The sequence below is a fragment of the Proteiniclasticum ruminis DSM 24773 genome (assembly GCF_000701905.1).
GTDB lineage: Bacteria > Bacillota > Clostridia > Clostridiales > Clostridiaceae > Proteiniclasticum > Proteiniclasticum ruminis.
Genome location: NZ_JNKC01000001.1, coordinates 60,413 through 85,719, shown reverse-complemented (window position 1 = coordinate 85,719; position 25,307 = coordinate 60,413). Strand labels below are relative to the sequence as shown.

The 25,307-nt window shown below is 42.2% G+C and carries 25 protein-coding genes and 1 other annotated feature; of the genes, 23 read left to right on the top strand and 2 right to left on the bottom strand.

The window, feature by feature from the left end:
* The first annotated feature begins 17 nt into the window (after positions 1-17).
* The 9 genes from sufD to T487_RS0100380 all read left to right on the top strand — a co-directional run bounded on the left by sufD (position 18) and on the right by T487_RS0100380 (position 8,586).
* Positions 18-1,079, top strand: a complete 1,062-nt coding sequence (sufD, locus tag T487_RS0100420; RefSeq protein ID WP_162178200.1) for a Fe-S cluster assembly protein SufD — start codon at positions 18-20, stop codon at positions 1,077-1,079.
* Position 1,080: 1 nt separating this feature from the next.
* Positions 1,081-2,304: a cysteine desulfurase gene (locus T487_RS0100415; RefSeq protein WP_031572661.1), complete on the top strand. Its 1,224-nt coding sequence runs from the start codon at positions 1,081-1,083 to the stop codon at positions 2,302-2,304.
* Entirely contained in the window at positions 2,291-2,725 is a 435-nt protein-coding gene (gene sufU / locus T487_RS0100410; protein WP_031572658.1) for a Fe-S cluster assembly sulfur transfer protein SufU, read from the top strand. Before T487_RS0100415 ends, sufU begins: the two co-directional genes overlap by 14 nt.
* Positions 2,726-2,896: 171 nt before the next feature.
* Positions 2,897-3,406 (top strand): flavin reductase family protein, encoded by a 510-nt coding sequence (locus T487_RS0100405; protein ID WP_031572655.1) that lies wholly within the window; start codon positions 2,897-2,899, stop codon positions 3,404-3,406.
* A gap of 18 nt (positions 3,407-3,424) precedes the next feature.
* Entirely contained in the window at positions 3,425-4,192 is a 768-nt protein-coding gene (locus T487_RS0100400) for a PHP domain-containing protein (protein WP_031572652.1), read from the top strand.
* A 34-nt stretch (positions 4,193-4,226) separates the two neighbouring features.
* Positions 4,227-4,667, top strand: a complete 441-nt coding sequence (locus T487_RS0100395; protein ID WP_031572650.1) for a MarR family winged helix-turn-helix transcriptional regulator — start codon at positions 4,227-4,229, stop codon at positions 4,665-4,667.
* A 69-nt stretch (positions 4,668-4,736) separates the two neighbouring features.
* Positions 4,737-5,366: a histidine phosphatase family protein gene (locus T487_RS0100390; protein WP_031572647.1), complete on the top strand. Its 630-nt coding sequence runs from the start codon at positions 4,737-4,739 to the stop codon at positions 5,364-5,366.
* A complete protein-coding gene (gene aroD, locus T487_RS0100385; protein ID WP_031572644.1) occupies positions 5,363-6,127 on the top strand; it encodes a type I 3-dehydroquinate dehydratase in 765 nt (254 codons plus the stop codon). Before T487_RS0100390 ends, aroD begins: the two co-directional genes overlap by 4 nt.
* An 11-nt stretch (positions 6,128-6,138) precedes the next feature.
* Positions 6,139-8,586, top strand: a complete 2,448-nt coding sequence (locus tag T487_RS0100380) for a beta-glucosidase (RefSeq protein ID WP_031572642.1) — start codon at positions 6,139-6,141, stop codon at positions 8,584-8,586.
* A gap of 38 nt (positions 8,587-8,624) precedes the next feature.
* On the opposite strand, the gene T487_RS0100375 is transcribed toward T487_RS0100380, so the two are convergent.
* The gene (locus T487_RS0100375) at positions 8,625-8,861 is read right to left on the bottom strand and encodes a PepSY domain-containing protein (protein WP_031572640.1); all 237 of its coding nucleotides are present in this window, start codon (positions 8,859-8,861) and stop codon (positions 8,625-8,627) included.
* A 193-nt stretch (positions 8,862-9,054) separates the two neighbouring features.
* Between T487_RS0100375 and T487_RS0100370 the strand changes: the two genes are divergently transcribed.
* From T487_RS0100370 to T487_RS0100350, 5 genes are all read left to right on the top strand, one after another.
* A complete protein-coding gene (locus tag T487_RS0100370; protein WP_031572638.1) occupies positions 9,055-10,326 on the top strand; it encodes a replication-associated recombination protein A in 1,272 nt (423 codons plus the stop codon).
* A 71-nt stretch (positions 10,327-10,397) separates the two neighbouring features.
* Positions 10,398-10,850, top strand: a complete 453-nt coding sequence (locus T487_RS0100365; RefSeq protein WP_031572635.1) for an RrF2 family transcriptional regulator — start codon at positions 10,398-10,400, stop codon at positions 10,848-10,850.
* Entirely contained in the window at positions 10,840-11,997 is a 1,158-nt protein-coding gene (locus T487_RS0100360) for a cysteine desulfurase family protein (RefSeq protein WP_031572632.1), read from the top strand. The genes T487_RS0100365 and T487_RS0100360 overlap by 11 nt, the downstream gene beginning before the upstream one ends.
* A 42-nt stretch (positions 11,998-12,039) precedes the next feature.
* Entirely contained in the window at positions 12,040-13,119 is a 1,080-nt protein-coding gene (gene mnmA, locus T487_RS0100355) for a tRNA 2-thiouridine(34) synthase MnmA (protein WP_031572628.1), read from the top strand.
* A 125-nt stretch (positions 13,120-13,244) separates the two neighbouring features.
* Positions 13,245-14,414: a DUF2812 domain-containing protein gene (locus tag T487_RS0100350; RefSeq protein WP_031572626.1), complete on the top strand. Its 1,170-nt coding sequence runs from the start codon at positions 13,245-13,247 to the stop codon at positions 14,412-14,414.
* A gap of 230 nt (positions 14,415-14,644) precedes the next feature.
* On the opposite strand, the gene T487_RS0100340 is transcribed toward T487_RS0100350, so the two are convergent.
* Positions 14,645-15,322 (bottom strand): general stress protein, encoded by a 678-nt coding sequence (locus T487_RS0100340; RefSeq protein ID WP_051651405.1) that lies wholly within the window; start codon positions 15,320-15,322, stop codon positions 14,645-14,647.
* Positions 15,323-15,678: 356 nt separating this feature from the next.
* Positions 15,679-15,852, top strand: a binding site (T-box leader).
* Between the two features lie 44 nt (positions 15,853-15,896).
* On the opposite strand from T487_RS0100340, the gene alaS reads away from it, so the two are divergent.
* The 9 genes from alaS to mltG all read left to right on the top strand — a co-directional run bounded on the left by alaS (position 15,897) and on the right by mltG (position 25,260).
* Entirely contained in the window at positions 15,897-18,521 is a 2,625-nt protein-coding gene (gene alaS / locus T487_RS0100335; RefSeq protein ID WP_031572615.1) for an alanine--tRNA ligase, read from the top strand.
* 93 nt (positions 18,522-18,614) lie between these two features.
* The gene (locus T487_RS0100330) at positions 18,615-18,872 is read left to right on the top strand and encodes an IreB family regulatory phosphoprotein (RefSeq protein WP_031572612.1); all 258 of its coding nucleotides are present in this window, start codon (positions 18,615-18,617) and stop codon (positions 18,870-18,872) included.
* A gap of 141 nt (positions 18,873-19,013) precedes the next feature.
* A complete protein-coding gene (ruvX, locus tag T487_RS0100325) occupies positions 19,014-19,433 on the top strand; it encodes a Holliday junction resolvase RuvX (protein WP_031572610.1) in 420 nt (139 codons plus the stop codon).
* 17 nt (positions 19,434-19,450) lie between these two features.
* The gene (locus T487_RS0100320) at positions 19,451-19,720 is read left to right on the top strand and encodes a DUF1292 domain-containing protein (RefSeq protein WP_031572607.1); all 270 of its coding nucleotides are present in this window, start codon (positions 19,451-19,453) and stop codon (positions 19,718-19,720) included.
* Position 19,721: 1 nt separating this feature from the next.
* Positions 19,722-20,219, top strand: coding sequence for a Fur family transcriptional regulator (locus T487_RS0100315; protein WP_051651404.1), 498 nt, complete (start codon positions 19,722-19,724; stop codon positions 20,217-20,219).
* Entirely contained in the window at positions 20,200-21,867 is a 1,668-nt protein-coding gene (locus T487_RS0100310; RefSeq protein ID WP_031572601.1) for a ribonuclease J, read from the top strand. The genes T487_RS0100315 and T487_RS0100310 overlap by 20 nt, the downstream gene beginning before the upstream one ends.
* Before the next feature lie 14 nt (positions 21,868-21,881).
* Complete coding sequence (locus T487_RS0100305) at positions 21,882-22,229, top strand: YlbF family regulator (RefSeq protein WP_031572598.1); 348 nt, start codon at positions 21,882-21,884, stop codon at positions 22,227-22,229.
* A 160-nt stretch (positions 22,230-22,389) separates the two neighbouring features.
* Complete coding sequence (gene typA / locus T487_RS0100300; RefSeq protein WP_031572595.1) at positions 22,390-24,207, top strand: translational GTPase TypA; 1,818 nt, start codon at positions 22,390-22,392, stop codon at positions 24,205-24,207.
* A gap of 30 nt (positions 24,208-24,237) precedes the next feature.
* Complete coding sequence (gene mltG, locus T487_RS0100295) at positions 24,238-25,260, top strand: endolytic transglycosylase MltG (RefSeq protein ID WP_051651403.1); 1,023 nt, start codon at positions 24,238-24,240, stop codon at positions 25,258-25,260.
* The last annotated feature ends 47 nt before the right edge of the window (positions 25,261-25,307 follow it).

Here is a 25,307-nt window from a genome sequence, read left to right as displayed (position 1 = left end):
GTGGATTGATGAGCGTAATGAAAGAAACATATAATGTACTGCCCAGACTGTCTTTCAGATGGGTTAAAGCCAATGAGCTGCTCCTGAATCCACTAGAAGTGGAACGGGAGAAAGCCTATGAATACAAGTCAATACTTGGGGATTCTTATTCTCCGTTGACCAATGAAGATCTCCCTCTTTCACCGGACTTCAAGGGTGTAAATCTTGATATGGTGGCCATGGCTGAAAACAGCCATAATGCAGGGGTGTTCATTCATGTTGGTGAAGATGAAACAAAGGAAATGCATATCACTCATGTTCTGACTGAAGAAAACAGCACTTTGATCGAAAAGAACGTTATTGTTCTCGAGAAGGGTGCAAAAATGAATCTCGTCATGGACTATTCTTCAGATGAAAGTGTGACATATTCTAACATTCTAAATAAAATCAGCGTGGCAGAAGGGGCTGAACTGAATCTCATCAAGATTCAGCGACTGAATTCCCATTCAAGACACCTGGAGTCCAGATTCTCAACAGTGGAGGAGTCTGGTAAGGTAAACTATATTTCTGTGGAAATCGGTGGCAAGGAAGCTGTTGTAAATTATATGACAGACCTTAAAGGCGATGAGGCAGAAGGACATGTGAAGAGTGTATATCTTGGTTTTGGAGAGAGAATACTCGATCTTTCCCATCATATGAACCATTTTGGCAAGAGAACAAACTCTGACATGATTTTTAAAGGTGCACTGAAGGACCGAGCAAGGAAAGCCTTTAGAGGAACACTGGATTTCAAGAACGGTTCCACACATTCCGAGGGGAATGAGGAAGAGTTCACAATACTTCTCAGCCCAAAGGTGAAATCTTATGCGATTCCGCTTCTCTTATGCCGTGAAGACGATGTTATCGGAAATCACGCAGCTTCCAATGGACAAATTGATGAAGAAAAGTTATTCTATATTATGTCCAGAGGAATGAGCGAAGCCGAAGCAAAGAAGATCATCATCGAGTCTCATATCAGACCGATCATTGATCTTATTCCTGTAGAATCCATCAAAGACATCGTTCTGAATGCTGTGGAAAATGAATTAACAGGTGAGTAAGTTGAGAAATTTTAGAGAAGATTTTCCTATTCTTAATGAGGAAGTCCGTGGTCAGAAGCTGATCTACTTGGATAGCGCAGCCACATCTCAAAGACCTCTTCAAGTATTAGAGGCCGTTATGAAATATGATAAAGAAGAGAATGGGAATCCCCACAGGGGTTCCCATACCTTGAGTTTAAGAGCAACTGAGGCATTTGAATCTGTACGTGAAAAAGTGCGTGGATTCTTGAACGCCCGCTCCACCAAGGAGATCATCTTTACAAAAAATGCAACAGAAGCCATCAATCTGGTGGCTTACAGCTATGCGCTCAATGAAGTGCGAAAAGGTGACAATATGGTTATTACCATAGCAGAGCATCATGCCAATCTTGTCACATGGCAGCAGGTAGCAAAAAAAACTGGGGCAGAACTGCGCTTCATGTACGTGGATGATCAAGGCAGACTTCCACTGGAAGAACTTCATAAAATTGATCAGAAAACCAAAATAGTGGCATGTACACACATGTCCAATGTTCTTGGAAGCATATTTCCAGTTAGAGAAATCATTAAAAGAGCTCATGAAGTAGAGGCGAAGGTTCTCATAGACGGTGCTCAGGCAGTACCTCATATGCCTGTGGATCTTGAGGAGCTGGATTGTGATTTCTATGTGTTCTCAGGCCATAAGATGTACAGTCTTATGGGGGTGGGCGTACTGTACGGGAAAGAAGAAATCTTAGAGAATATGGAGCCCTTTCTTTTTGGAGGGGATATGATTGAGTATGTTTATGAAGAAGAAACTTCCTTCAATGAACTGCCTTACAAGTTTGAGGCTGGTACTCAGGGAGTTGAAGCAATTGTATCGCTGGGGGCGGCTATAGACTATATGAGAGAAGTGACCTATCCGGTAATCCATGAAAGAGAGATGGAACTTACCGCTTATGCCCTGCAAAAGCTTACAGCACTACCCTACATCAAAATTCTAGGACCTGCTGATATGGAAGACCGGGGAGCTGTCGTAAGTTTTGTGGTGGATGGAGTGCATCCTCATGATGTATCGATGATACTGGATCATTATGGAGTTGGTGTTCGTGCAGGCCATCACTGCGCACAGCCACTTCTTCGTTATCTGAAAGTGTTTTCCTGTTCCAGAGCCAGCTTTGCTTTTTACAATACGAAAGCAGAAATTGATATTTTCGTGGAAAAACTGGATGAAGTAAGGAGGGTAATGGGATATGGACCTAAATAATCTCTATACAGAAGTAATTCTGGAACACAATAAGGAAACCAAAAATAGACGGGAAATCGAAGGATATACCCATAAAGAGCGAGGGCACAACCCCAGCTGTGGGGATGATATTACAGTAGAAGCAAAGATTGAGAATGGTGTTATAATTGACCTTGCTTATAATGGGCATGGCTGTTCCATCAGTCAGGCTTCAGCTTCCATGATGACAGATCTTCTTACTGGAAAAACGGTGGAAGAGGCCATGGAGCTTATCCGGATTTTTCTTGGCATGATCAAAAGAGAGATACAGGATATGGATTATCTGGAAGATGTGCTGGATGAGGCATCCATACTGCAAGGCATTTCCAATCTTCCTGCCCGTGTGAAATGTGCCGTATTAGCTTGGCATACGCTAAAGGAAGCAATAGAACACAAGAATTGATCTGTGGACCAGTCGAAGGTTTTGGCTGGTTCATTTTTATATATGCGACAGAAGAATGGCTGATTCCAGCCATAATTGTAGATTTTTTATTAATAATTATATATTTTACCCAATTGATTTGGGGATAAGGTATAATGAAAGAAGAATTGATATATTTGGAGGTTTTTAGTTATGGCAGTTGAATTCATCCGTTATTTGGATAAGAGCATCAAGTATCTGCACAGGCAAGGCGCGTTCCTGACGGTGAAAAAGGGAGATGAAATCAATGTGAGCACCATCAGCTGGGGCAACATCGGTTTTGAATGGGGGCGTCCTGTCTTCACGATTCTGGTTAGGAGCTCAAGACATAATCATACACTGCTGCAGGACAACACTGAATTTACAGTATCAATACCCACCACATCCACAATGAAGAAAGCGCTCAATGCTGTGGGAACTGTTTCGGGTAGAGATACAGATAAGTGGTCCATTGCGAACATTACACAGTATAAAGCCAAAACAATGGAGACTCCTGTAGTAAAGGAAGCAAATATCTTCTACGAATGTAAAATTATTTACAATCATAAAGTGGATCCTAAGCTTCTTCGTGGGGATGTTGATACCACCAGCTACATGGACGGGGACTATCACGAGATATTTTACGGAGAAATTGTTTCTTCGTACACAAAAGATGATCTGTAAATCAAAGGATGAGTATAAATGATTTTTGATACACATATGCACACTGAGTTTTCTTTTGATTCCAGTGAGAAAATAGAAAAACTTCTGGAAACTTCAGAAAAGAAAAATTTGGGCATTATCACCACAGAACACAAGGACCTGAACTACGAGGAAGTGGGTGGGTTTCCCATCGACTTCAACGTGGATGAGTATTTTAAAGCCTATGAAAAACACAGAAGTGACCGGTATCTCATGGGGATTGAAATGGGGTTGGACCACCGCTATACGGGAGAACTCAAAAAGATTGCAGACTCTTACGAGTTTGATATGGTCATTGGGTCCCTCCACACCATGAAAGGGTTCAATCTTTCTTCCAGAAAGTATTTGAAATCTATGGAAGAGCGAGCTTTTTATAGAGAATATCTGCTTTATACAAAAGAAATGGTCGAGGAGAATTCTTTCATCAACTCCTTAGCACATTTTGATTATCCGACAAGGTATTCACCCTATAAAGAGCTGAAGTATGAAGACTATCTAGAGGAGTTCAATGCGCTTTTCCAATCCATGGTCCAACAGGACGTCACTTTGGAGATGAATTTGAAGCGGCCATTGGCAGGGGATGTTCTTGACTCTTTCAGAAGTGTTTATAAAGGCTATTATGATTGTGGCGGGCGTTTTGTCACATTAGCATCTGATGCGCATACAGCTGAGGATATCGGGAGAAATTTTGAAGAAGCTCAGCAGCTGCTGGATGATATTGGTCTGAAGATTTGTTATTATAAAAGAAGAAAGCGGATAACAGACTAGAATTTGAGCAAAATGGAAAAAGAAGGTGAATCGCATCAAACAAAGCAAAATTGTCTTAAATGAGTTATTAGTGGATCTGTTTCATGACATCCTTGAGATTGAGGAAAAATCTCTCCGGGATAATGGCAGTGATTTGACCATGACTGAAATGCATACCATCCATGCGGTGGGACATGACCGTCCTAGAACTATGTCAGAGGTCGCAAAGGATCTGAATATTACCATGGGTACACTGACGACGGGAATCGATAAGCTGATCAAGAAAGGGTATGTGATCCGAAAGAGGACTGAAGAAGACAAAAGAGTAGTTCTTGTGGAGCTGACCGAAAAAGGCATCGAAGCAAAGAAAATGCACGATGAATTTCACCAGGATATGATACGCAGTGTCATAGACAGCTTGAATGGTGACGAAGAGAGAATACTCACCGAAGCGCTGAAGAAACTGATACAGTTTTTTCAGGAGAAATACCATTGATAAGAATATTGAAGTAAAGGGTAGTAGGGAAAAGCACGCTTTTCCCTATTGTTATAGGGAGGTTATTATTTGGAAATTATTTTTGTAAGGCATGGGGAGTCAGAAGCAAATCTTTTGGAGCTGATGTATGGTTCCAGTGATTATGGACTCACTGAAAAAGGGAAAACTCAGGCAAGAAAAGCGGGAGAAATTTTGGGGTCCATGGGATATCAGCCGGACCGCATTATTGTATCTTCTTTAAAAAGAACCCATGAAACACTAGAGAGTATGGGTTTTTCTGTAGATGAAGCGGTCAGGGACAGCCGTCTTGATGAAAGACATCTGGGAGACTTGGAGGGACTTGAATTCAGGCACATCCATAAAGAGTATCCGAATCTCTTCAAAGAATGGAATGAAGACTGGCTTCATTATAAGCCCGGAGGAGGAGAAAGCCATCTGGAGTTCCAGACAAGAGTGCGCTCATTTCTGACGGAGCTTTTGGATACCCACAAAGAGGGAGAAAAAATACTTGCAGTGTGCCATGGGGGTACCATGAAGACGATTTTTTCCGAGATCTTTCAATATGAAGAAGAACATTTCTTTACGCTGGAAGTCTATAACTGCTCCCTGATGAGATTCAGGAAAGGGGAAAAAGGTCTGATCTTTGATGCCCTTTACAACGTGGATGACTTCTGCCAAAGAACTGCGAAAAATTCATGAAAAGCAGATCATGTGGAAATATAGTATTCGAAGATGGCAGCTTTCATATATGTGCAACTCTGACCTCTGGAACGATTCAGCATCTGAAAAAGGATCTTCAAGTTCTTGCAATAACTGAGCCTGCTGTCATTGAGTGGCGAGCGGACTATTTAAAAGAAAACCTCACAGAAGAGAATATTAAAGCAGGATTGAAGCTGATTCGAAACAGCTACTCCAGTACTCCACTGATTTTCACCTTAAGAAAAGAGAGTGAAGGGGGCGCATGGAGTCTTTTAGAAGAAGATCTTTATCGGCTGCGGCTTTGCGCTGCTGAGACCGGGCTTTTGGATCTCATGGATATTGAGCTGTCCTCACTACTGACAGAGCATGAGAAGTTGTTCTTATACGAATCTTTGATAAGATCCATGAAGGCAAGCGGAAAACTTCTCATTCTTTCTTTTCATGATTTTACGGGAGCACCAGCTGAGAATACGCTGATTGGTACTGTGTTGAAAATGATGAAAGAAGGCGCTGACATTGCGAAGATTGCAGTGATGGTTTCGGAAAAAGAGGAACTGAACCTCTTGAAAGGTTTATCAGCAAAGCTTAGAGAAGAACTTGGACTGCCGCATATTCTGATTGGTATGGGAGAGCTTGGGGTGGAAACCCGATACAATAAGAAAGACTTTTTCAGTGCAATCACCTATGCTTCTACTGGAGAAAAATCAGCGCCGGGGCAGCTTTCAATAAAAGATCTGAAGAGACTTTTAGAGAATCAGTAAAGGAGAATGATATGAGTACGATCCAAGACCTTTTACAGAAGATGACTTTAAAGGAAAAAATCAGTATCACCAGCGGATTTGATACGTGGAGGCTGAAGGGGTTTCAAACACTTGGCATACCCAAGATCACAGTGTGTGATGGACCTCACGGACTGAGGCACCAGGAGGAGGGACAGGACCACCTGGGCATCAATGAAAGCAACCCTTCCACCTGTTTTCCCCCTGCCTGTCTATCTGCAGCTTCCTTCGATGAAGAGCTTCTGTTTGAAATGGGGCAGGCCATCGGATTCGAAGCGCTTTGTCAGAATGTGCAGGTGGTGCTTGGTCCAGGTGTGAATATAAAAAGGAATCCGCTTTGCGGGAGGAATTTTGAGTATTTTTCTGAGGATCCTGTACTTGCTGGGAAAATGGCTTCAGGGTGGATCAAAGGTGTGCAGTCTATGGGTGTAGGGACAAGTCTTAAGCACTTTGCTTTGAACAGTCAAGAACTGAACCGGATGAAGTCTGACAGTATTGCAGATGAGAAAGCGAAGTTTGACATCTATCTGAAAGCCTTTGAGATTCCACTGAAAACAGCGGAGCCCATGACAGTGATGGGATCCTATAACCTGGTGGATGGTATCTATGCGAGTGAGAACAAGTGGCTTATGGAAGAGGTGCTGAGAAATAAATATGGGTTTCAAGGTCTGCTTATGACGGACTGGGGAGCGATGAATGATAAGATTTCTTCCATGAAAGCAGGACTTGATCTTGAGATGCCAGGCAGCCTCGGTTATTTTGATGAGGAAGTGGAAGAAGCCATCAAAGACGGAAGGCTTCCAGAAGCGTTTCTTGACACAGCGGTCAGAAGAATTCTTCAGCTCATTACGACTGTAACAGAAGAAAGAGAAAAGGCTCTAAAGTCCCTAGGTCCAGTGGCGAAATCATCTGTTGATATAGAGAAACACCATAGCCTTGCAAAGAAAACCGCCATGGAGTCAATGATTCTTCTTAAGAATGACAGAAAAACACTTCCAGTTTCTGAGAATATGGACAGAACGATTTATCTGGTGGGTGCACTTTCAAAATATCCAAGGTATCAAGGGGCTGGCAGTTCTCACATCAATCCCTATAAGGTCACATCTCTTCTGGAAAGCCTCGAGAAAGAATCACTCAAAATGCAGTATTTTGAAGGATACTCCCTTGAATCAGATGAAATTCCTGATGAAACGGAAGAACTGCTCCAAACACTCAAGAAAGAGGATGTAGTGATTATTGCAGCGGGATTGCCAGACTCCTATGAGTCAGAAGGATTTGACCGAAAGCATATGAGACTGCCTGAAAATCAGAACGTGCTGATCAGATCCATTGCAGCGAAGTCAGACCATGTGGTTGTAGTTCTTTTTGGCGGTTCACCAGTGGAAATGCCTTGGCTGGATGATGTTTCTTCTTTACTGCATGCTTATCTTCCAGGGCAAGCTGGAGGAGAAGCCGTGGCTGATCTATTATTAGGGCGCCACAACCCTTCAGGAAAGCTTCCAGAAACATATCCCGTCCGGTATGAAGATCACATCACCTCACCCTATTATGGGAAGGATCCTTATCTTGCTCCTTATCTTGAAGGTATTTACGTAGGGTACCGGTATTTTGACAAAGCCAATAGGAGGGTTCAGTTTCCGTTTGGATATGGTTTATCCTATACAACATTCAGTTTTTCCAGGTTGTCTATAAACCGGTCTAGTTTTGATTTTAAAAAAGACAAAGCAGTGGAAGTGCGTTTTTATGTGAAGAATACAGGGGATATGACTGGTAAAGAGGTCTGTCAGCTGTATCTTTCGAGGAAGGGAGGACCATCCTACAAGGTTGAAAAAGCCCTGAAAGGGTTCTCCAAAGTAAAACTGGAACCTGGGGAAGAGAAAGAAATCGTGATGGAGCTCCAGGAAGAGGCGTTCAAGGAATTCGACCTGAATCTGAAGAAAGAGGTCCTTTATGGCGGTGAGTATATTCTTTATGTCGGCAGTTCTTCTCAGGATCTTCCATTAAGGGCTTCTTTTGAAATCGAAAGTTCTGTTTTGGATACTTTCAAAGCGCCTGCCTTCTATACAGATGTGAAAGGTGTGCCAGAACCTGAACAGTTTGAGATGCTTATTGGGAGGAAACTTCCGGTAAAGGAGCTTACTAGGCCCTTTACCGTCAACCATACACTGGAGGAAATGAAAGATGTTCCTCAGATGAAGTATCTCATAAGAAAATTGGAAGGCGTCCTACGGAAGGCTTCCGGGGTCAGCAGTGACAATGATGATGCGTACCGTGTAATGCATGCTATGTTTATGCAGACACCAATCAAAAGGTTATCTCTTGTGGCTCCGGATAAAATGCCGAAGCATCTGGGAGAAACTCTGGTGCATGTCGCCAATGGGCGCTATCTGAGAGGACTCCAGTCTGCTTTGAAAAGAAAAGCTCCAATGGGTCATCCATAAAAAAACAGTCATCGCCAGATCATGGACGATGACTGTTTTTATTCTTTGGGCTGATCTGGAGGTATGCTGCTTTCACTTCCAGGTTCCTGATGCTCCTCTTTGAACTTCTTTGCTTCTCTGGCTAGTTCAATAGCTTTTCTACGGGCTTCCTTCATTTCTTTTCTCTTTTTTTTCTGATGATCTATATTTGGTTTGTAAACCAGGTATAATCCTGAAACAGCACCTATATAGATCAAAAAACCTACCAGCAGCGCTACATAAAATTTGGTTTCCATGGGAATCACCTTACAGAATGATCCTATAGCAATCACTACGGTCATCCATCCTTTCTTTATTGTTCTTGCGTCGTGGTAAAAATGTTACTTCACAGCAGGGGTTTCTTGCCTTATTATAACACTGTTTTCCAGTGCTGATGAAGTCCATTATTAAAGAAACATGGTATAATCTGATGAGGTGGTGAGTATTTTTATGGAACCTTTAGCAAGTCTTTTGAGACCTAAAACCTTAGGGGAAGTATTGGGCCAGAGTCACCTGATTGGAGAAGGAAAACTTCTGACCAGTATGGTGAAGAGCAATACGTTGATGAATATGATATTTTACGGACCTCCTGGAATAGGAAAAACAACCGTAGCAAGACTGCTTGCTGATCTGACAGACAGGAAGTTTATTGCGCTGAACGCTTCGACGGATTCTCTGAAAGATGTGAAGAACGCTCTTGAAGAGCTGAATATGTTTATGGGCCAAAAAGGTCTTTTGCTGTATATTGATGAAATTCATCTTTTCAACCGGAGAAATCAGCAGATTCTCCTGGATTACATGGAAAGCGGAAGGGTGGTTCTAATCGGGTCGACAACAGAAAACCCACATTTTGCAGTTTTTAAAGCCCTTGTGAGTAGATCTATTATTGTGGAATTCAAACCACTATCCTTTCTGGAGATCGTAGAAGGTCTTGAGAGAGGGATTTCATTTTATCAGGAAAACCATAAGGTGGAGTCTATAGAAGTCTCTGAAGGTGTTTTAAGAGCATTGGCGAGCCTTTCAGGTGGAGACATGAGGAAAGGACTGAACAATCTTGAACTTCTTTTCCTGGCCAAAGAACGATTGAATCAGAAAGTGCTTCAGATAACAGAAGAAGATGCCGAAAGAATTCTGCAGCGGAAGATGATCAACTTTGATTTGGATGGAGATGAGCATTACGATCTTCTCAGTGCATTTCAGAAGTCTATACGGGGCAGTGATGAAAATGCAGCACTGCTTTACCTTGCAATGCTTCTGAAAGGTGGAGATCTGATTTCTGTAAACCGAAGACTTCTTGTCATTGCAGCAGAAGACATTGGCCTTGCGAATCCTCAGGCAATTGCCATTGTGAAGGCCTGTACAGATGCAGCTCTTGTGCTGGGTCTTCCGGAGGCGCGGATTCCACTGGCACAAGCAGTCTTGCTCCTTGCTACGTCACCAAAGTCCAATTCCGTCGTGACTGCTGTGGATGCAGCCAATCAGGCACTGGAGTCCGCAACATCCCTGGAGATTCCGGCTCATTTGAGGGATGGACATTATGAAGGAGCCAAGGCCATGGGAAGAATGCAGAAATATAAGTATCCTCATGCATTTAAGAATAATTATGTGAAGCAGGAGTATTTGCCAAAAGAACTGCGTCATAAGCAGTTTTATGAGCCTGGAGCCAATAAATACGAAGAGGCTACAAGAATCTACTGGAAGCAGATCAAGGAGGAAAAGTGATCTTTTAAAAAGTTGACACTTTTAGTCGGAATTGATACAATTTATGGATGATAAGCCTTGGAGGTGTTACATTGAAACTTTCAACAAAAGGAAGATACGGAGTTAAAGCGATGATGGATCTGGCGGTTCATTATGGTGAATTGCCAACGTCAATTAAAAGCATCTCAGAACGCCAGGGGATTTCTGAGTATTATCTGGAGCAGCTTTTTGCGCCTTTAAGAAGAGCAAAACTCGTGAAGAGTGTACGAGGCGCACAAGGAGGGTATATCCTCAATAAACTGCCTAAAGACATCACGATTCTGGAAATCATGGATGTTCTGGAGGGACCGGTGGAGATTTCCGATTGTCTCACCAATGATGAGTGTGATTATCTGGATATTTGCGCAACAAGAGTATTGTGGAGAAAAATAAGAGATTCCATCAATTCTGTCATGGCGGGCATCACACTTCAGGATATGCTGAATGACTATAAATCCATGCAGGCAACGCCGATTAATGAGAGGATATTAATCCATGAACAATAAACATATCTATCTGGACAATGCAGCAACAACGAAATTGGATATGGATGTCTTTCATGCTATGACGCCATACTTGACAGAGCATTATGGGAATCCGTCTTCAGTATACTCCTTCGCAAGAGAGAATAAGTCCGCAATGAAAAGGACCAGAGACTCTGCTGCAAAAATCATTCATGCGAAGGCAAAGGACATCTATTTTACTTCTGGTGGTACAGAAGCCATCAACTGGGCACTGAAAGGCGTCTTTTTCTCCCAAAGAGATAAAGGAAACCATATTATTTCGGTAAAAACAGAGCATCATGCAACACTCCATGCTCTGGAATTTCTCGAGAAGATGGGCGCTCGTGTAACATATCTTGATGTTAACGAGGACGGCACTATTGATCTAAAGAGCCTCAAGGATGCTATGGGGAGCGAAACAATCCTTGTAAGCATCATGGCAGCGAATAATGAGATAGGCACCATGATGCCCTTAAAAGAAATCGGCTGTCTCTGTAAAGAGAAGGGGATTATCTTCCATACAGATGCTGTACAGGCCATTGGGGCTATGAACATCGATGTGAATGAGATGCATATTGATTTTTTATCGGCTTCCGCTCATAAATTTCATGGGCCAAAAGGGACAGGATTTCTCTATGCCAGAAGCGGTATTGTTTTTGAGAACCTGATTCATGGCGGTAATCAGGAACGAGGAAGACGTTCAGGCACGGAAAATGTTGCAGGGATTGTTGGCATGGGGAAGGCTTTAGAAATTCTTATGGCCGAAATGGATGAAAAAAATGAGAAACTGAAGAAATTACGGGATCGGCTTTTGGATGAGCTTCTCCTGATTGAAGATTCAATACTGAACGGCCCGGAAAAATCTGGAAGACTCCCCAATAACGTGAATGTTTCATTTAAAGATGTGGATGGGGAGAGTCTGCTTCTTAATCTGGATTTGGCAGGGATTCTTGCATCCTCAGGCAGTGCCTGTACATCAGGAGCTATTGACGCGTCTCATGTTCTCCAGGCAATAAATGTGCCGCAGGAGTATATACATGGCAGTCTGAGACTTTCAGTATCAAAATACAATACAGAAGATGAAATAAAGGATGCGGGAGAGAAAATCCGTGAGACGGTGATAAGACTCCGAAAATTAAATCGGAGATGATCCTTGTTCGTGTGTGGCTAAAGTAAGAAAAAAGGTGAAGAAATGAAAAAAAGAGTAGTACTTGGTATGTCTGGTGGAGTAGATTCTGCTGTTGCGGCATACCTTTTAAGAGAACAGGGTTATGAGGTCATCGGTGTCACCATGCAGGTGTGGCAGGATGACAACGGATTTAAGGAAAGGGAAGGAGGCTGCTGCTCCCTTTCTGCCGTGGATGATGCAAGGATGGTGGCGGATACACTGGATATACCTTTCTATGTGATGAATTTCAAAGAAGTGTTCCGTGAGAAAGTCATTGATTATTTCATGGAAGAATATATTGATGGCAGAACACCCAATCCGTGTATCGCCTGCAACAAATATATCAAGTTTGATGAGCTTCTCCATAGAGCTGAAACCTTAGGTGCAGATTATGTGGCGACGGGTCATTATGCAAAGATTTATGAAAAAGACGGAAGAATGGTCATCGAGAAAGCTGAGGATGATACGAAAGATCAGACGTATGCTCTCTATAATCTAACTCAGGAGCAGCTGAGGAAAACACTGATGCCTTGCGGAGAATACCGAAAGACCAGAATCCGTGAGATAGCAAAAGAAATGGATCTTGGTGTTCATAATAAAAAAGACTCACAGGAAATCTGCTTCATTGATGACAATAATCATGGGCGATATATTTATGAAAAGAAACCTGAACTTAGGGTTCCAGGAAATTTTGTGGATCCGGATGGAAATGTTCTTGGGCAGCATAAAGGAATCGCTTATTATACCATCGGTCAGAGAAAAGGCTTGGGACTCTCTATCGGGAGACCGGTATTCATTTCTTCTATCAACAAGGATACTCATGAGATCGTTCTGACAGATGAGTCAGCGCTCTTTAAGAGCACCCTTGTGGCAGACCAGGTGAATTGGGTTTCTATAGAACAGATCAGAGAACCTTATAAAGCAACCGCAAAGATCCGGTATTCTGCGAAACCAGCTGCTTGTACCATCTATCCATTAGAAGGCAACAGGGTAAAAGTAGTATTTGAGGAGAAGCAGAGAGCCATGACCAAAGGACAGGCAGTTGTGTTCTATGAAGACAATCTTGTTCTCGGTGGAGGCACCATTTACGAAGTGGAAGAGTAATGTAGGGAGATGTGTGAAAACGCATCTCTTTTTTATTGCTTCTGTTGACCCTGTTGTTGATTTTGAATTATGATAGAAATATAGAAGTATATGAAGAAAAATAAGATATATAGAGGAGATGGGACATGAGTATTACAAAAAGATTCTGGCTGCCCTATGCATCCTATGATATGGTAAATATTAAAAACTGGCTGGAGGAGAAAGCGGAAGATGGATATATCCTAAAAAAGATGAAATCAAATTTCCCGGTGTTTCTGGAAGTGGAACGGGGATCGTCTATCAAGTATCATCTGGAGCCGACGGTAAAGGATCGCAGCAAACCTCCTGAAGAAATTATAGAGACACGAAAACAGCGGGGGTGGCAGTATGCAGGGACACTACCGGATTTTTTTCATGTCTATTATGCGGATAAGTCAACAAGTGAGTTTAATCATCAGCCTGAGGATATCGCCCACAAACTCAAAGAGAAGCTGAGAAGCGATAAGAAATCACTTCTTCTTCAAATACCGTTATCGCTTCTAATCGTTTTAAGCGATATGATCAATGCCTTCAGATCTGAGGAACCTCTATTATGGTTTTATATAAACTTCACATGGTTTCATATAGTGATTCTGTTGATATTTATACTATCTAATTCATTTAAAATTCTAGCATATCTAAAACTGAAAGAGTTCGTAAAGCCTTCTGAAGAAAGGAAGGAGAATGGAGAGACTTCTTCTGTGATAAAAATCCTTGGGTATGCTGGGGATGCTCTGATCATGCTCTTTCTGCTTATTTTTGCTTATGAGGCACTTTGGGGAGATTTGAGCAAGGATGGTGCATATACAGTTGAGCAGCAGCAGGGTTATCCAATGCAGGTGCTGCAGCTCACAGAGGATTATTATCATGCGCAGCATTCTGAGGAAAATGATGGAAGAAGTCCTTATGTCTGGACAAGAAGCAGTTTGCTTTTGAATAAACAGTTGTATTCATCCTATTTGTCTTATGAGTATTATAGATATAACGAATTCTCAGTGGAGTATTATCGTGGAGTAACAGAAGATATACGAGAAAGTTTTCAGAGAGAGCTGGTTGAGGGTATCCAAAAAACTGAGAAGGGTTCTTTATCCTCAGAAGATATAGATGGGATGAGGGTACTATTTTTGAAGACACATGAGCTGGTTTATTCCTTTTATGCTTTTGAGGAACATCTAATATTTATGAGGACGCCAATGGATTTTTGGAGTGTTGAATACAGCGCCTCATACTTCGAAGCGTTTCAGGAGGATCTGAAAACCTTGGAAAAAGGAGAATAGGAAAGGATGGAGTATAAAATGAAACAGAGAACTTTAGGGATAATACTGTTGTTCCTTGCCGTTGTTCTTTTCTATTATTATGTTTTTACAAATGATACGTTCCTGATATTTGCTATCATGCTGATTATGGTTCTGTGGCTCCAGCTCTCTGGCGGTTGGAAGCCGAAAAGAAAACGCAAAAAAAAATAAGAAAAAGCTCAGGGTGCCTGAGCTTTTTACTTTATATAAACTTAGAACTGGTCGGTATCACGAAGGTTTCTGTCCAGTTCATAGGGTTTTTCGGCTTCATAGGGATTATTTTCCTCTACATCTAGTGCGTGTTCATGAACTATGTGATCTTTGTTTTCCGGATAAAGAGGATCCTTCACCTGTGGATTCTCAGATCCAGTTACTTCACGTTGGAATTTATCACGGTTCAGGCTTTCGTTTCTATAGTAGCTGTCATATACTGCTTCTCGCCTGTTGTCGTCCTCGTCTACTAGAATAAGAATATCGCCAGCATTCAGATGGTCCTCATATTCCTTTGCTTCAACTTCAGAGACACCGGCATCCATGAGAGCACCTGCAACGCCTCCAACAGCGCCACCAGCAAGAGCACCCGTGATGGCTCCTACAATTGGCCCAGCAGCAATGATTGGTCCAGCGCCAGGGATGGCTAGAGCGCCAAGGCCTAATAGAAGTCCTCCGAATCCACCGATTGCTCCACCTGTTGCAGCACCTGCTGCAAGACCGCTGTCATCTGGGTTTTCTATGACCGCATCGTCAACACGGTTTTTCAGAGCATCATACTTTATTTCATCTTTTGTGATCACCGAAATTTCTTCTGGTGCATATCCTGCATTTTTCAGACTTTCGATGGTATTAAGAGCAAGCTCTTCTGATTTGAATATTCCTATGAGTTTTTTCATGTGTTACCTCCTGATAGTTTGATTTGTTTTAGGTATGAGTCTAGTATAGTTCGCGTCTACGAACAAACCATGTCGACTTTTTGAATGCCCTTGAAACGTTCCTATAATAAACTCTGAAGAGGTTCATAGAATGGCTAGACTAGTCTGCACTTTATGAAAGGTGAGAATAGAGTGTAACAGCCGTGTTGATAAAAAAAGTACGAAGGTATAGGACATTTGCAACGCTCTTTACTGAAAAGAGATCTATCTGTTGCAGCTGGAAAGGTTTGGCAGATTGGTGATTTTATTTTGAAGGAGATCAAGAGTGCCTTGACAAGGATTTGTTTCCTCCGTATAATTTGAAGATGAAAACAAAATAGATGGCGTAGAAGGGGAGGAGTACTCCGGAATAGAACCTGTAGAGAGAAGACGGCTGGTGAAAGTCTTTGGGATATTCGGATGAAGCTGCCTTGGAGCTATAGTGTGAAAGTGATGAATGCATGCATTCATAACTAGGGTGGTACCGCGGAAGTGCAGCTTTCGTCCCTTGGAGGGATGAGGGCTTTTTTTATTGCAAAAAATAGGGAGGGTTATTATGGAAAAAATGACGACCAATGAAATTAGAAAAAAATATCTAACATTCTTCAATGAGAAGGCGCATCTTGTTATGGACAGCTTCCCGCTGGTCCCAAAAGACGACAAATCATTGCTGCTGATCAATGCGGGAATGGCTCCGTTGAAACCTTACTTTACAGGGGTTAAAGTTCCCCCATCCAAAAGAGTGGCGACATGCCAGAAATGTATCAGAACCGGAGATATTGACAACGTGGGCAGAACAAAGCGTCATGCCACATTTTTTGAAATGCTCGGAAACTTTTCATTTGGAGATTATTTCAAGAATGAGATTATTCCATGGGCATGGGAGTTTGTGACAGAAGAGCTCAAAATCGATAAATCCAAGCTTTATGCCACTGTATACCTAGAAGACGATGAGGCCTTTGATCTTTGGAAAGAAAAGACAGACATTGATCCAACTCATATCTTCAGATTAGGAAAAGAAGATAATTTCTGGGAAATCGGTGTTGGACCCTGTGGACCCTGTTCGGAAATCCACTATTATAAAGGAACTGACAAGATTACCACCAGCGAGGAATTTGTTGCAGCTTCCGACCGGGACGAGATGACAGAGTTCTGGAACCTTGTTTTCACACAATTTGATAAAGATGAGAATGGTGTATATCATCCTCTGGCAAATCCCAATATTGATACAGGTATGGGACTTGAAAGAATGGCGACCATCATGCAAGGAGTAGACTCTATTTTTGAAATTGACATTCTGAAGAATATCCTTGGAAGAGTATCAGAAGTCACGGGCAGAGCCTATGGGGAGAGCAAGGAAGCGGATGTTTCCATGAGAATCATCGCAGATCATAGCAAGAGCATTGCATTTCTTATTGGGGATGGTGTGCTTCCTTCTAATGAAGGAAGAGGATATGTGCTAAGAAGGCTGCTTCGAAGAGCCGCTCGTCACGGAAGGGTTCTAGGTCACGAGAAGCAGTTCCTGAATAGAATTGTGGATGCTGTGATGGCAAGTTATGGAGAAGCTTATCCTGATTTACTGGAGAGACGCGAGTACATTGAAAAAATAGTGGATCTGGAAGAAAAGAAGTTCCATGAGACACTTGATGCTGGAATGGAGCTTCTGATCTCTTTCTTGAAGGAAATGGAAGGCGATGTGTTTAGTGGAGAGCATGCATTCAAGCTATATGATACCTATGGATTCCCATTGGAACTCACAGAAGAAATTCTGGATGAGAAAGGAATCAAACTTGATAAAGAAGCGTTCAAAAAGGAAATGGAAAGCCAGAGACAGCGTGCGAGAGCAGCGCGTGGAGAAAGCTCTTACATGGGGTCTGAAAATACAGGAGTGGATGTGCTGCAGGAAGAAATAGTGACAGTTTTCACTGGATATGGCAGCCTAACTGAAGAGGCAGAGATTCTACGCGTGTATGATGATGAGGCTTTAAGAGAAACTCTTGAAGAAGGTCAGGAAGGATATGTAGTATCTGACAGAACGCCATTTTATGCTGAAATGGGTGGACAGGTTGGCGATGTAGGCATGATCTCTTCTGATGTGTTTGAAGCTGTGGTGCTGGATACCAGAAAGAGCAAAAATGGGAATACTGTGCATAAAGTACTGGTGAAAAAAGGAACACTTTCACCTGGGACAGCCCTTTTTACGGTAGAAGCAAATGTTAGAAAGAGTACAGAAAGAAACCATACTGCAACACATCTGCTGCATAAAGCCCTGAAGATGGTGCTGGGAAATCATGTGAATCAGGCTGGTTCCATTGTGCTTCCAGACAAGCTTAGATTTGACTTCAATCATTTCCAGCCCATGACGAAAGATGAGCTGAAAAAAGTGGAAGATATTGTGAACAGTGAAGTGCTTATGGCAACTCCGGTGATCACTGAAGTTATGTCCATGAGCGAAGCAAAGTCATCAGGAGCCATGGCTCTTTTTGATGAAAAGTATGGTGAAGAGGTTCGAGTGCTTTCTGTGGGTGAATTTTCAAAGGAACTTTGTGGTGGCACCCATGTGAAGAACTCGGGAGAAATTGGCCTCTTCAGAATCACCTCTGAAGCTGGAATTGCATCTGGCGTAAGAAGAATAGAAGCGGTTACAGGATTCAATGCCATCAGGCTGATGAACGAGAGAGAAAGAATGCTCGATGAAGTTCAGGAACTGGTGAAAGCAACAAAGAATGATATTGTACAGAAAGTGTCGCAGCATCTTCAGGAAGAGAAAACTCTTCAGAAGGAGCTGGATGAAATGCGTAAAGCGCAGTCCCTATCTTTTGTAGACGATCTTCTGGCTCAGAAAGAGGTGCTTGAAGGGATGAATCTTGTCCGTGGTGAAGTATTCCAGGTGGAAGCTTCAGAACTTCGTGAACTGACCGAGAAGGTCCTTGACAAACTGCAGTCTGGAGTTGTTGTGCTTGGAACCAAAGGAGAGGGAAAAGTAAGCTTCTCTGTGATGATTTCTAAGGACTTGGTCAAGAAAGGCCTTCATGCGGGGAAACTCATTAAAGACGTTGCAGCCATTGCTGGCGGTGGCGGAGGTGGAAGACCCGATATGGCACAAGCAGGCGGGAAAAACCCAGAAAAGCTGCAAGAGGCTTTGGATAAAGTTTCTGAACTGCTTCAATCCATGGTTTAATTTCTAAGTTGTCTATACAATTTCAAAAGAATCCCTTATAATGTAGATAGTGACGTACTATTTTTAAGGGGGTGAAGCTGCATTTGCAGCAATATTATGAACAATAAAGATCACACCATGCAATTTGACTTTGAGAAAGACAAGAAAGATCTTACCAAAGCGATTCTTGAAGAAGTGTACAATGCGCTGAACGAAAAGGGATACAATCCAGTGAATCAGCTGGTAGGATACATCATCTCGGGTGATCCAACCTATATCACCAACTATAATGGTGCGAGAGCTCTTGTCAGAAAGCTCGAGCGGGATGAAATCCTCGAAGAGGTTCTAAAGTCCTATTTGAACATTAAATAGTGGGGGGGATACCTGAGAATGGTATCCCTATTGCTTTTATGCGCAAGTTGTGTAAGAATGGTACGATAAAACCTAAAGGTTTTTTAAAGAAAGTTTGATACAATAGTATTGTGTCACAAATGAAAGGATTTAAATGAATTGATGAGGTATATAGGACTGGATGTGGGCGATAGGACCATTGGAGTCGCAGTGAGCGATCCACTCAACTATACAGCTCAGGGCATAACTACGGTAAGAAGAAAGTCTCTGGAGAAGGATTTGGAAAATCTCCATGAGATCTTTGATTCTTATGAAATTCAGGAAATTATTGTAGGGTTACCAAAGAATATGAATGGAACCATCGGACCGCAGGCTGAAAAAGCCATGGAGTTCGGTGCTGTTCTGGAAAAAGAATTTGGCCTTACAGTGGTATTCTGGGACGAGCGGTTGACCACCATGGCTGCAACAAGAGCCATGCTCGAAGCGGATATGTCCAGAAAGAAGAGAAAAGGGTTGGTCGATAAAATCGCAGCCACTTATATACTTCAAGGTTATTTAGATAAATTAAGCAGCACAAAATAAACAAAGAGGTGAAAATTATGGAAGATATGACAGACTTAATTGTACTGACTGATGATGAAGGAAATGAAGTCGAGGTTGAGGTAGTAACAAGACTTGAAATTGAAGATGTGGAGTATTTCATTGTATCTCCAGTAGAAAGTGATGAGGAGGAGCCTGTATTCACTGCTCTGAAAGTTGTATACGACGAAGAAGGCAATGAATTCTTTGAGACAGTTGATGATGACGTGGAAATCGCAATGATTGAAGAAGCGTACAGCGTTATTTTCGACGAAGACGGGCTGAACTGATATGACTCCAACATGTACCAGTGAGGATATTCAAAGAATTATAAACAAGCTCAAAAAGAGCGGTTATAAGCTGACTCCCCAAAGACAGGCAATTGTGGATACAATTCTTGACAGTGTGGGAAAGCATTTAACAGTAGAAGAGATCTTTGACATCGTAAAAAAGAAAAGGCCGGAAATTGGACTAGCAACTGTCTACAGAACTGTAGTGCTCATGCACGAGGAAAATCTTATCACAAGATTGGACTTAAAAGATGGAACTGCGAGATACGAGCTGACCAGAGAGGATGAGCATCATACGCATCATCATCTGGTATGCATCAAGTGCAGTCAAGTTCTGGAGTTTATGGACGACCTCCTGGATCCCATCGAGGAAGAAATTGGCAAGAAGTACAATTTCAAAGTTCTCGATCATAGCTTAAAATTTTACGGTATTTGTAATGAGTGCGCTAAAGAGGAAACATTTAAGGAGGAAACTGAATATGACAAAAGAGAAGGATAATGTGAAAATTATACCTCTTGGCGGAACCAATGAAATCGGCAAAAATATGACAGTAGTAGAGTACAAGGATGAAATCATCGTGGTGGACAGTGGTCTGAAATTCCCGGATGATGACATGCTTGGTATTGACGTAGTAATCCCAGATGTAAGCTATCTGGTGAAAAATAAGGATAGAATCAAGGGGATTTTTATCACCCATGGTCATGAGGACCATATAGGTGCACTCCCTTATGTGCTGAAACAGGTGAATGTTCCTGTATATGCAACAAAGCTTACAGCAGCACTGATCAATCTAAAACTTACCGAACACAGAATTCAAGATGTGGTCACCGTGAATATTGTGAAGGCTAAGGATACAATCAAACTGGAAAAGATGTCAGTGGAGTTTATTAAAGTAAATCACTCCATCGCAGATTCCTGCGCGCTGGCCATCCATACTCCCCTGGGAGCAGTTATCCATACAGGAGACTTTAAAGTGGATTTCACCCCTGTGGATGGAGAAGTTATTGACCTGCAAAGATTCGCAGAGCTTGGAAAACGTGGAGTGCTTGCACTACTTTGTGATTCAACAAATGTGGAAAGAGAAGGATATACCATTTCTGAGTCTACCGTAGGGGAGAGTTTCAAGAGGATATTCCATGGTGTACGAGGCAGAATTATCATTTCAACCTTTGCATCCAATGTACATAGAATCCAGCAGATTATTGAAGCTGGGGTGGCTCAGGGAAGAAAAATTGCTGTTTCCGGACGTTCCATGGAAAATATCATTCCTATCGCATTGGATCTTGGATATCTTAGTGTAGACGAGAAGCATCTTATTCCAATTGATGATATTAAAAAGTATCCTGATAACCAAGTGCTGATCATCACTACGGGAAGCCAGGGAGAGCCCATGGCTGCTCTTTCCAGAATGGCAAACAACATGCATAGAAAAATCCAGGTGAAACCTGGTGATACGATCGTATTCTCATCTTCACCGATTCCGGGAAATGAGAAACCGATCTTCAGAACCATAGACAGACTGTCCAGACTCGGTGCAGAAGTAGTATATGGAAAGCTTGAATCCATTCATGTTTCAGGACATGCATGCAAAGAAGAAATCAAGCTGATTCACACACTGACCAAACCAAGACACTTAGTACCGCTCCATGGAGAATTCAGAATGCTGAAAGAGCACAGGGATCTTGCCATTAAAATGGGGATGAATCCGTCTAATATTGTTCTCCCAGAAAATGGAGATGTCATTGAAGTGCATCGAAGAGGCATTAAAAAGACTGGAACAGTGAACTCCGGACATGTGCTGATCGATGGATTAGGTGTAGGAGATGTTGGGCGGATTGTGCTTCGAGACAGAAAGCATTTATCTGAAGACGGAATCATCACTGTGGTGGTGACCATGGATAAAGAGAGCGCTTCCGTTGTAGCAGGTCCAGATATCATTACAAGAGGATTTGTCTATGTGAAAGAAGCAGAAGCGCTAATGGAAAGTTCCAGAAAAGTTGTGGCGCAAGCACTGTATGAGTGTGAAGACAAGCAGATAACGGACTGGAATGTATTAAAGAATATTATCAAAGACACACTGAAGAATCATCTGTATGAAAAGACCATGAGAAGACCGATGATTCTGCCAATCATCATGGAAGTATAAAGGAGGAACAGACGTTGAATATTTATGACAAGTTCAATGAACTGGCAGCAGAACTAAAAATTCATCCAGATGTGGTGGCTTTTCGGGAGGCTGCGTTAAAAATTCAAGCGGATGAGACTAAGTCTAAAATGCTGGAGGATTTCAGAAAAATCCAAATTGCAGCCTATACAGAATCCATGGAAACTGGAAAAGTCACTGATGAAACCACGGAAAAGATGCAGAATTTTGCATCGGTCATCCAGACCAATCCAGATATCAATGAATATCTGCAGGCGGAAGTGAGATTTTCCATACTTTTTGAGGATATGATGAAAATCATCAATGATGCCGTAGGCGTGGATGTCATTGGTGCTGGCAAGTAGAATAAGCGTTGAGAAGCAGTGAGGGTAAAAGCTCGCTGCTTTTTTCAGAAAAAAATCAGAAGTTTAATCGGTTACATCTGGAACTCTCTGGAAGAAACCCTACATACTCAAGGATTTTGTGCTATAATAACTTGTTAGATATAGAAACTGGAGGAATAAGATGTCATATAAAAGAGAAAATGTGCGAAATATCGCCATCATAGCTCACGTTGACCATGGTAAGACGACCCTGGTGGATGCGATGCTAAGACAATCCAATACATTTAGAGCCAATGAGAAAGTGGAAGAAAGAGTTATGGATTCCAATGATCTGGAAAAAGAACGAGGAATCACCATATTATCCAAGAACACTTCAATTCATTACAAAGGGTATAGAATAAACATTGTTGACACCCCAGGCCATGCTGATTTTGGTGGTGAAGTGGAACGAGTCCTAATGATGGTGGATTCCGTGCTGCTGGTGGTGGATTCCAATGAAGGAGCCATGCCACAGACAAAGTTTGTGCTGAAGAAAGCCTTAGAAGCTGGATTGAGCCCTATGGTTGTTGTCAACAAGATTGACAAGAAGGATGCCAGACCTGAAGAAGTCATCGATGAGATCTTTGACCTGTTTGTGGAGCTCGGAGCCACCGATGAGCAGTGTGACTTCCCAATCATCTATGCATCCGCCAGAGATGGTTACGCCGGAGATGATCCAAGCGACGATATGGTAGATATGATTCCGCTTCTTGAAAAAATCATCGAGTATGTGAAGCCACCAGAGGGCGATATCGCTGGACCATTACAGATGCTGATTACAACACTGGACCACAATAATTTTGTCGGCAAGATTGCCATTGGTAAGATTACCAGAGGAATTGCCAAGAGAAATCAGGCCATTGCGGTTATAGATATTGAGGGAAATATCAAAAAAACAACCATTTCCAATCTTTATCTTTATGATGGACTGAAAAGAGTTGATACAGATGAAGCAGCTATTGGAGATATCGTAGCGATTTCAGGTATTGGTGATGTTCATATCGGAGATACCGTTACAGATGCGAACGCACCTGAAGCATTGCCTTTCGTTCACATAGATGAACCTACTCTTTCGATGAATTTTATGGTCAATGATTCACCCTTCGCTGGACAAGACGGAAAATTCATTACATCAAGACATCTTAGAGACAGACTGATGAAAGAACTTGAAACCAATGTTTCTCTTCGAGTTACAGAACTTACACCAGATACCTTTGAAGTATCAGGAAGAGGAGAACTTCATCTATCCATTCTAATCGAAACCATGAGAAGAGAAGGATATGAAGTTCAGGTTTCCAAGCCAAGAGTAATCAACAAAGAAATTGATGGGGTTCTCATGGAGCCTATGGAGTTTTTAACCATCGATGTACCAGAAGAGTTCATGGGTACAGTCATGGAGAAACTCGGACCAAGAAAAGCGGAAATGGTCAATATGACATCTGCAGTCAATGGATATACCAGACTGGAGTTTGTGATTCCTGCTAGAGGCCTGATTGGTTTTAGAAACGAATTCATGACAGATACAAGAGGAAATGGAATCATGAACCATGTGTTCCAGGGATACGACAAAGTTAAGGGTGAAATGCCTGGCAGAAGCCGTGGTTCTCTGGTAGTATTTGAAACAGGCGACGCAATCACCTATGGACTGTACAATGCTCAAGAAAGAGGAACCCTCTTTATTGAAGCTGGTACTCCTGTCTACGCAGGTATGGTTTGCGGCGAGTGTTCCAGAGCAGAAGATATCGACGTGAATGTCTGCAAGAAAAAGCAGTTGACCAATACAAGAAGCTCAGGAGCAGATGATGCGCTTAAGCTTGTACCAGTGAAAAAAATGACACTGGAAAACTATCTGGAGTTTGCGGCTGAAGACGAAATTGTTGAAGTGACACCGCTGAACATCAGACTTCGTAAGAAGTATCTCGACCATACACAGAGAAAGCGTGCAGCGCGTAATAAATAATTTGAACAATCTAGAGCAGGGGGGACTATCTTGAAAAAGTTTTTATTCATTTTGCTTTTATTTGCACTGATCCTTGCAGGGACAGGCCTTGTGGGATATGCTTATTACAACAGTGTGGGAGAAAAACCACTGAATACGGATGAAGAGATCATTGAAATCAATGTGGAACCCAATGACAACTTCAGCAGAGTTCTGACTCGTCTCGATAAAGAGGGACTTCTTAGGAATCTTCTTTTGACCAGAGTCTATTTCAGATTCAATCCGGTTGAGACAGCGCTGAAGCCAGGAACGTTCAAAATTAATGCTCAGGGTTCTCTCCATGAAATCATTCAGCAGCTGAATGAAGGAGAGGATATTTATGAGGTTACAGTAACCATTCCAGAAGGATTCACCATTGAAAGAATGGGAGAAGCTTTTGAAGAAAAAGGACTGTTTTCCAAAGAAGCGTTTATCCAGGCGGTAAAGAATTATATCGTGCCAAGCTGGCTGGAAAATACGGATGAAAGACATTATGTGCTGGAAGGATATCTTGCACCAGCAACCTATAAGTTCAGAAAAGGTCAGACACCAAGCTTTGTGGTGGATACGATGTATAAAGCATTTGTCAACAGAATGTATGCAGTGCTGAAAGAAACTGGAGAGGAACTTCCCACGTCCGAGTGGAATGAACTGATTACCATCGCTTCTATGATTGAGAGAGAAGCAGCCAGTGTCGAAGAGATGCCTCGAGTCGCTTCAGTAATCTACAACAGATTATCCCGTGGAGACAAACTTCAGCTGGATGCTACCGTTGTATATGCTCTAGGTCTGAATGCGAAAGACAAGGTGACATTAGAGGACCTGAAAGTGGAGTCTCCTTATAATACATATTATGTTCGGGCTCTCCCCATCGGTCCCATCGCAAGCCCTGGTGCGGCAGCGATAAAAGCTGCGATCAATCCTGAAATCACAGAGTATCTTTATTATGTGTTGGATCCAAGCATCAGGCAGCATTATTTCACCAGCGATTACAATGAGTTCCTCCAGAAGAAAAGAGAGTTTCAGGGGAACTAGTTCTTTACACAAAGATGAAGCCTCTAATCCTTAGGATTGGGGGTTTC

Excerpts from the sequence above, each read along its gene's own strand:
- T487_RS0100310 (WP_031572601.1), top strand. The coding sequence starts at position 20,200 with ATGACAAAAGAGAAGGATAATGTGAAAATTATACCTCTTGGCGGAACC.
- T487_RS0100400 (WP_031572652.1), top strand. The coding sequence starts at position 3,425 with ATGATTTTTGATACACATATGCACACTGAGTTTTCTTTTGATTCCAGT.
- mnmA (WP_031572628.1), top strand. The coding sequence starts at position 12,040 with ATGAAAAAAAGAGTAGTACTTGGTATGTCTGGTGGAGTAGATTCTGCT.
- alaS (WP_031572615.1), top strand. The coding sequence starts at position 15,897 with ATGGAAAAAATGACGACCAATGAAATTAGAAAAAAATATCTAACATTC.
- typA (WP_031572595.1), top strand. The coding sequence starts at position 22,390 with ATGTCATATAAAAGAGAAAATGTGCGAAATATCGCCATCATAGCTCAC.
- T487_RS0100375 (WP_031572640.1), bottom strand. The coding sequence starts at position 8,861 with ATGGAAACCAAATTTTATGTAGCGCTGCTGGTAGGTTTTTTGATCTAT.
- T487_RS0100360 (WP_031572632.1), top strand. The coding sequence starts at position 10,840 with ATGAACAATAAACATATCTATCTGGACAATGCAGCAACAACGAAATTG.
- sufD (WP_162178200.1), top strand. The coding sequence starts at position 18 with ATGAAAGAAACATATAATGTACTGCCCAGACTGTCTTTCAGATGGGTT.
- T487_RS0100350 (WP_031572626.1), top strand. The coding sequence starts at position 13,245 with ATGAGTATTACAAAAAGATTCTGGCTGCCCTATGCATCCTATGATATG.
- sufU (WP_031572658.1), top strand. The coding sequence starts at position 2,291 with ATGGACCTAAATAATCTCTATACAGAAGTAATTCTGGAACACAATAAG.
- ruvX (WP_031572610.1), top strand. The coding sequence starts at position 19,014 with ATGAGGTATATAGGACTGGATGTGGGCGATAGGACCATTGGAGTCGCA.
- T487_RS0100315 (WP_051651404.1), top strand. The coding sequence starts at position 19,722 with ATGACTCCAACATGTACCAGTGAGGATATTCAAAGAATTATAAACAAG.
- T487_RS0100340 (WP_051651405.1), bottom strand. The coding sequence starts at position 15,322 with ATGAAAAAACTCATAGGAATATTCAAATCAGAAGAGCTTGCTCTTAAT.
- T487_RS0100405 (WP_031572655.1), top strand. The coding sequence starts at position 2,897 with ATGGCAGTTGAATTCATCCGTTATTTGGATAAGAGCATCAAGTATCTG.
- T487_RS0100370 (WP_031572638.1), top strand. The coding sequence starts at position 9,055 with ATGGAACCTTTAGCAAGTCTTTTGAGACCTAAAACCTTAGGGGAAGTA.
- T487_RS0100320 (WP_031572607.1), top strand. The coding sequence starts at position 19,451 with ATGGAAGATATGACAGACTTAATTGTACTGACTGATGATGAAGGAAAT.
- T487_RS0100380 (WP_031572642.1), top strand. The coding sequence starts at position 6,139 with ATGAGTACGATCCAAGACCTTTTACAGAAGATGACTTTAAAGGAAAAA.
- aroD (WP_031572644.1), top strand. The coding sequence starts at position 5,363 with ATGAAAAGCAGATCATGTGGAAATATAGTATTCGAAGATGGCAGCTTT.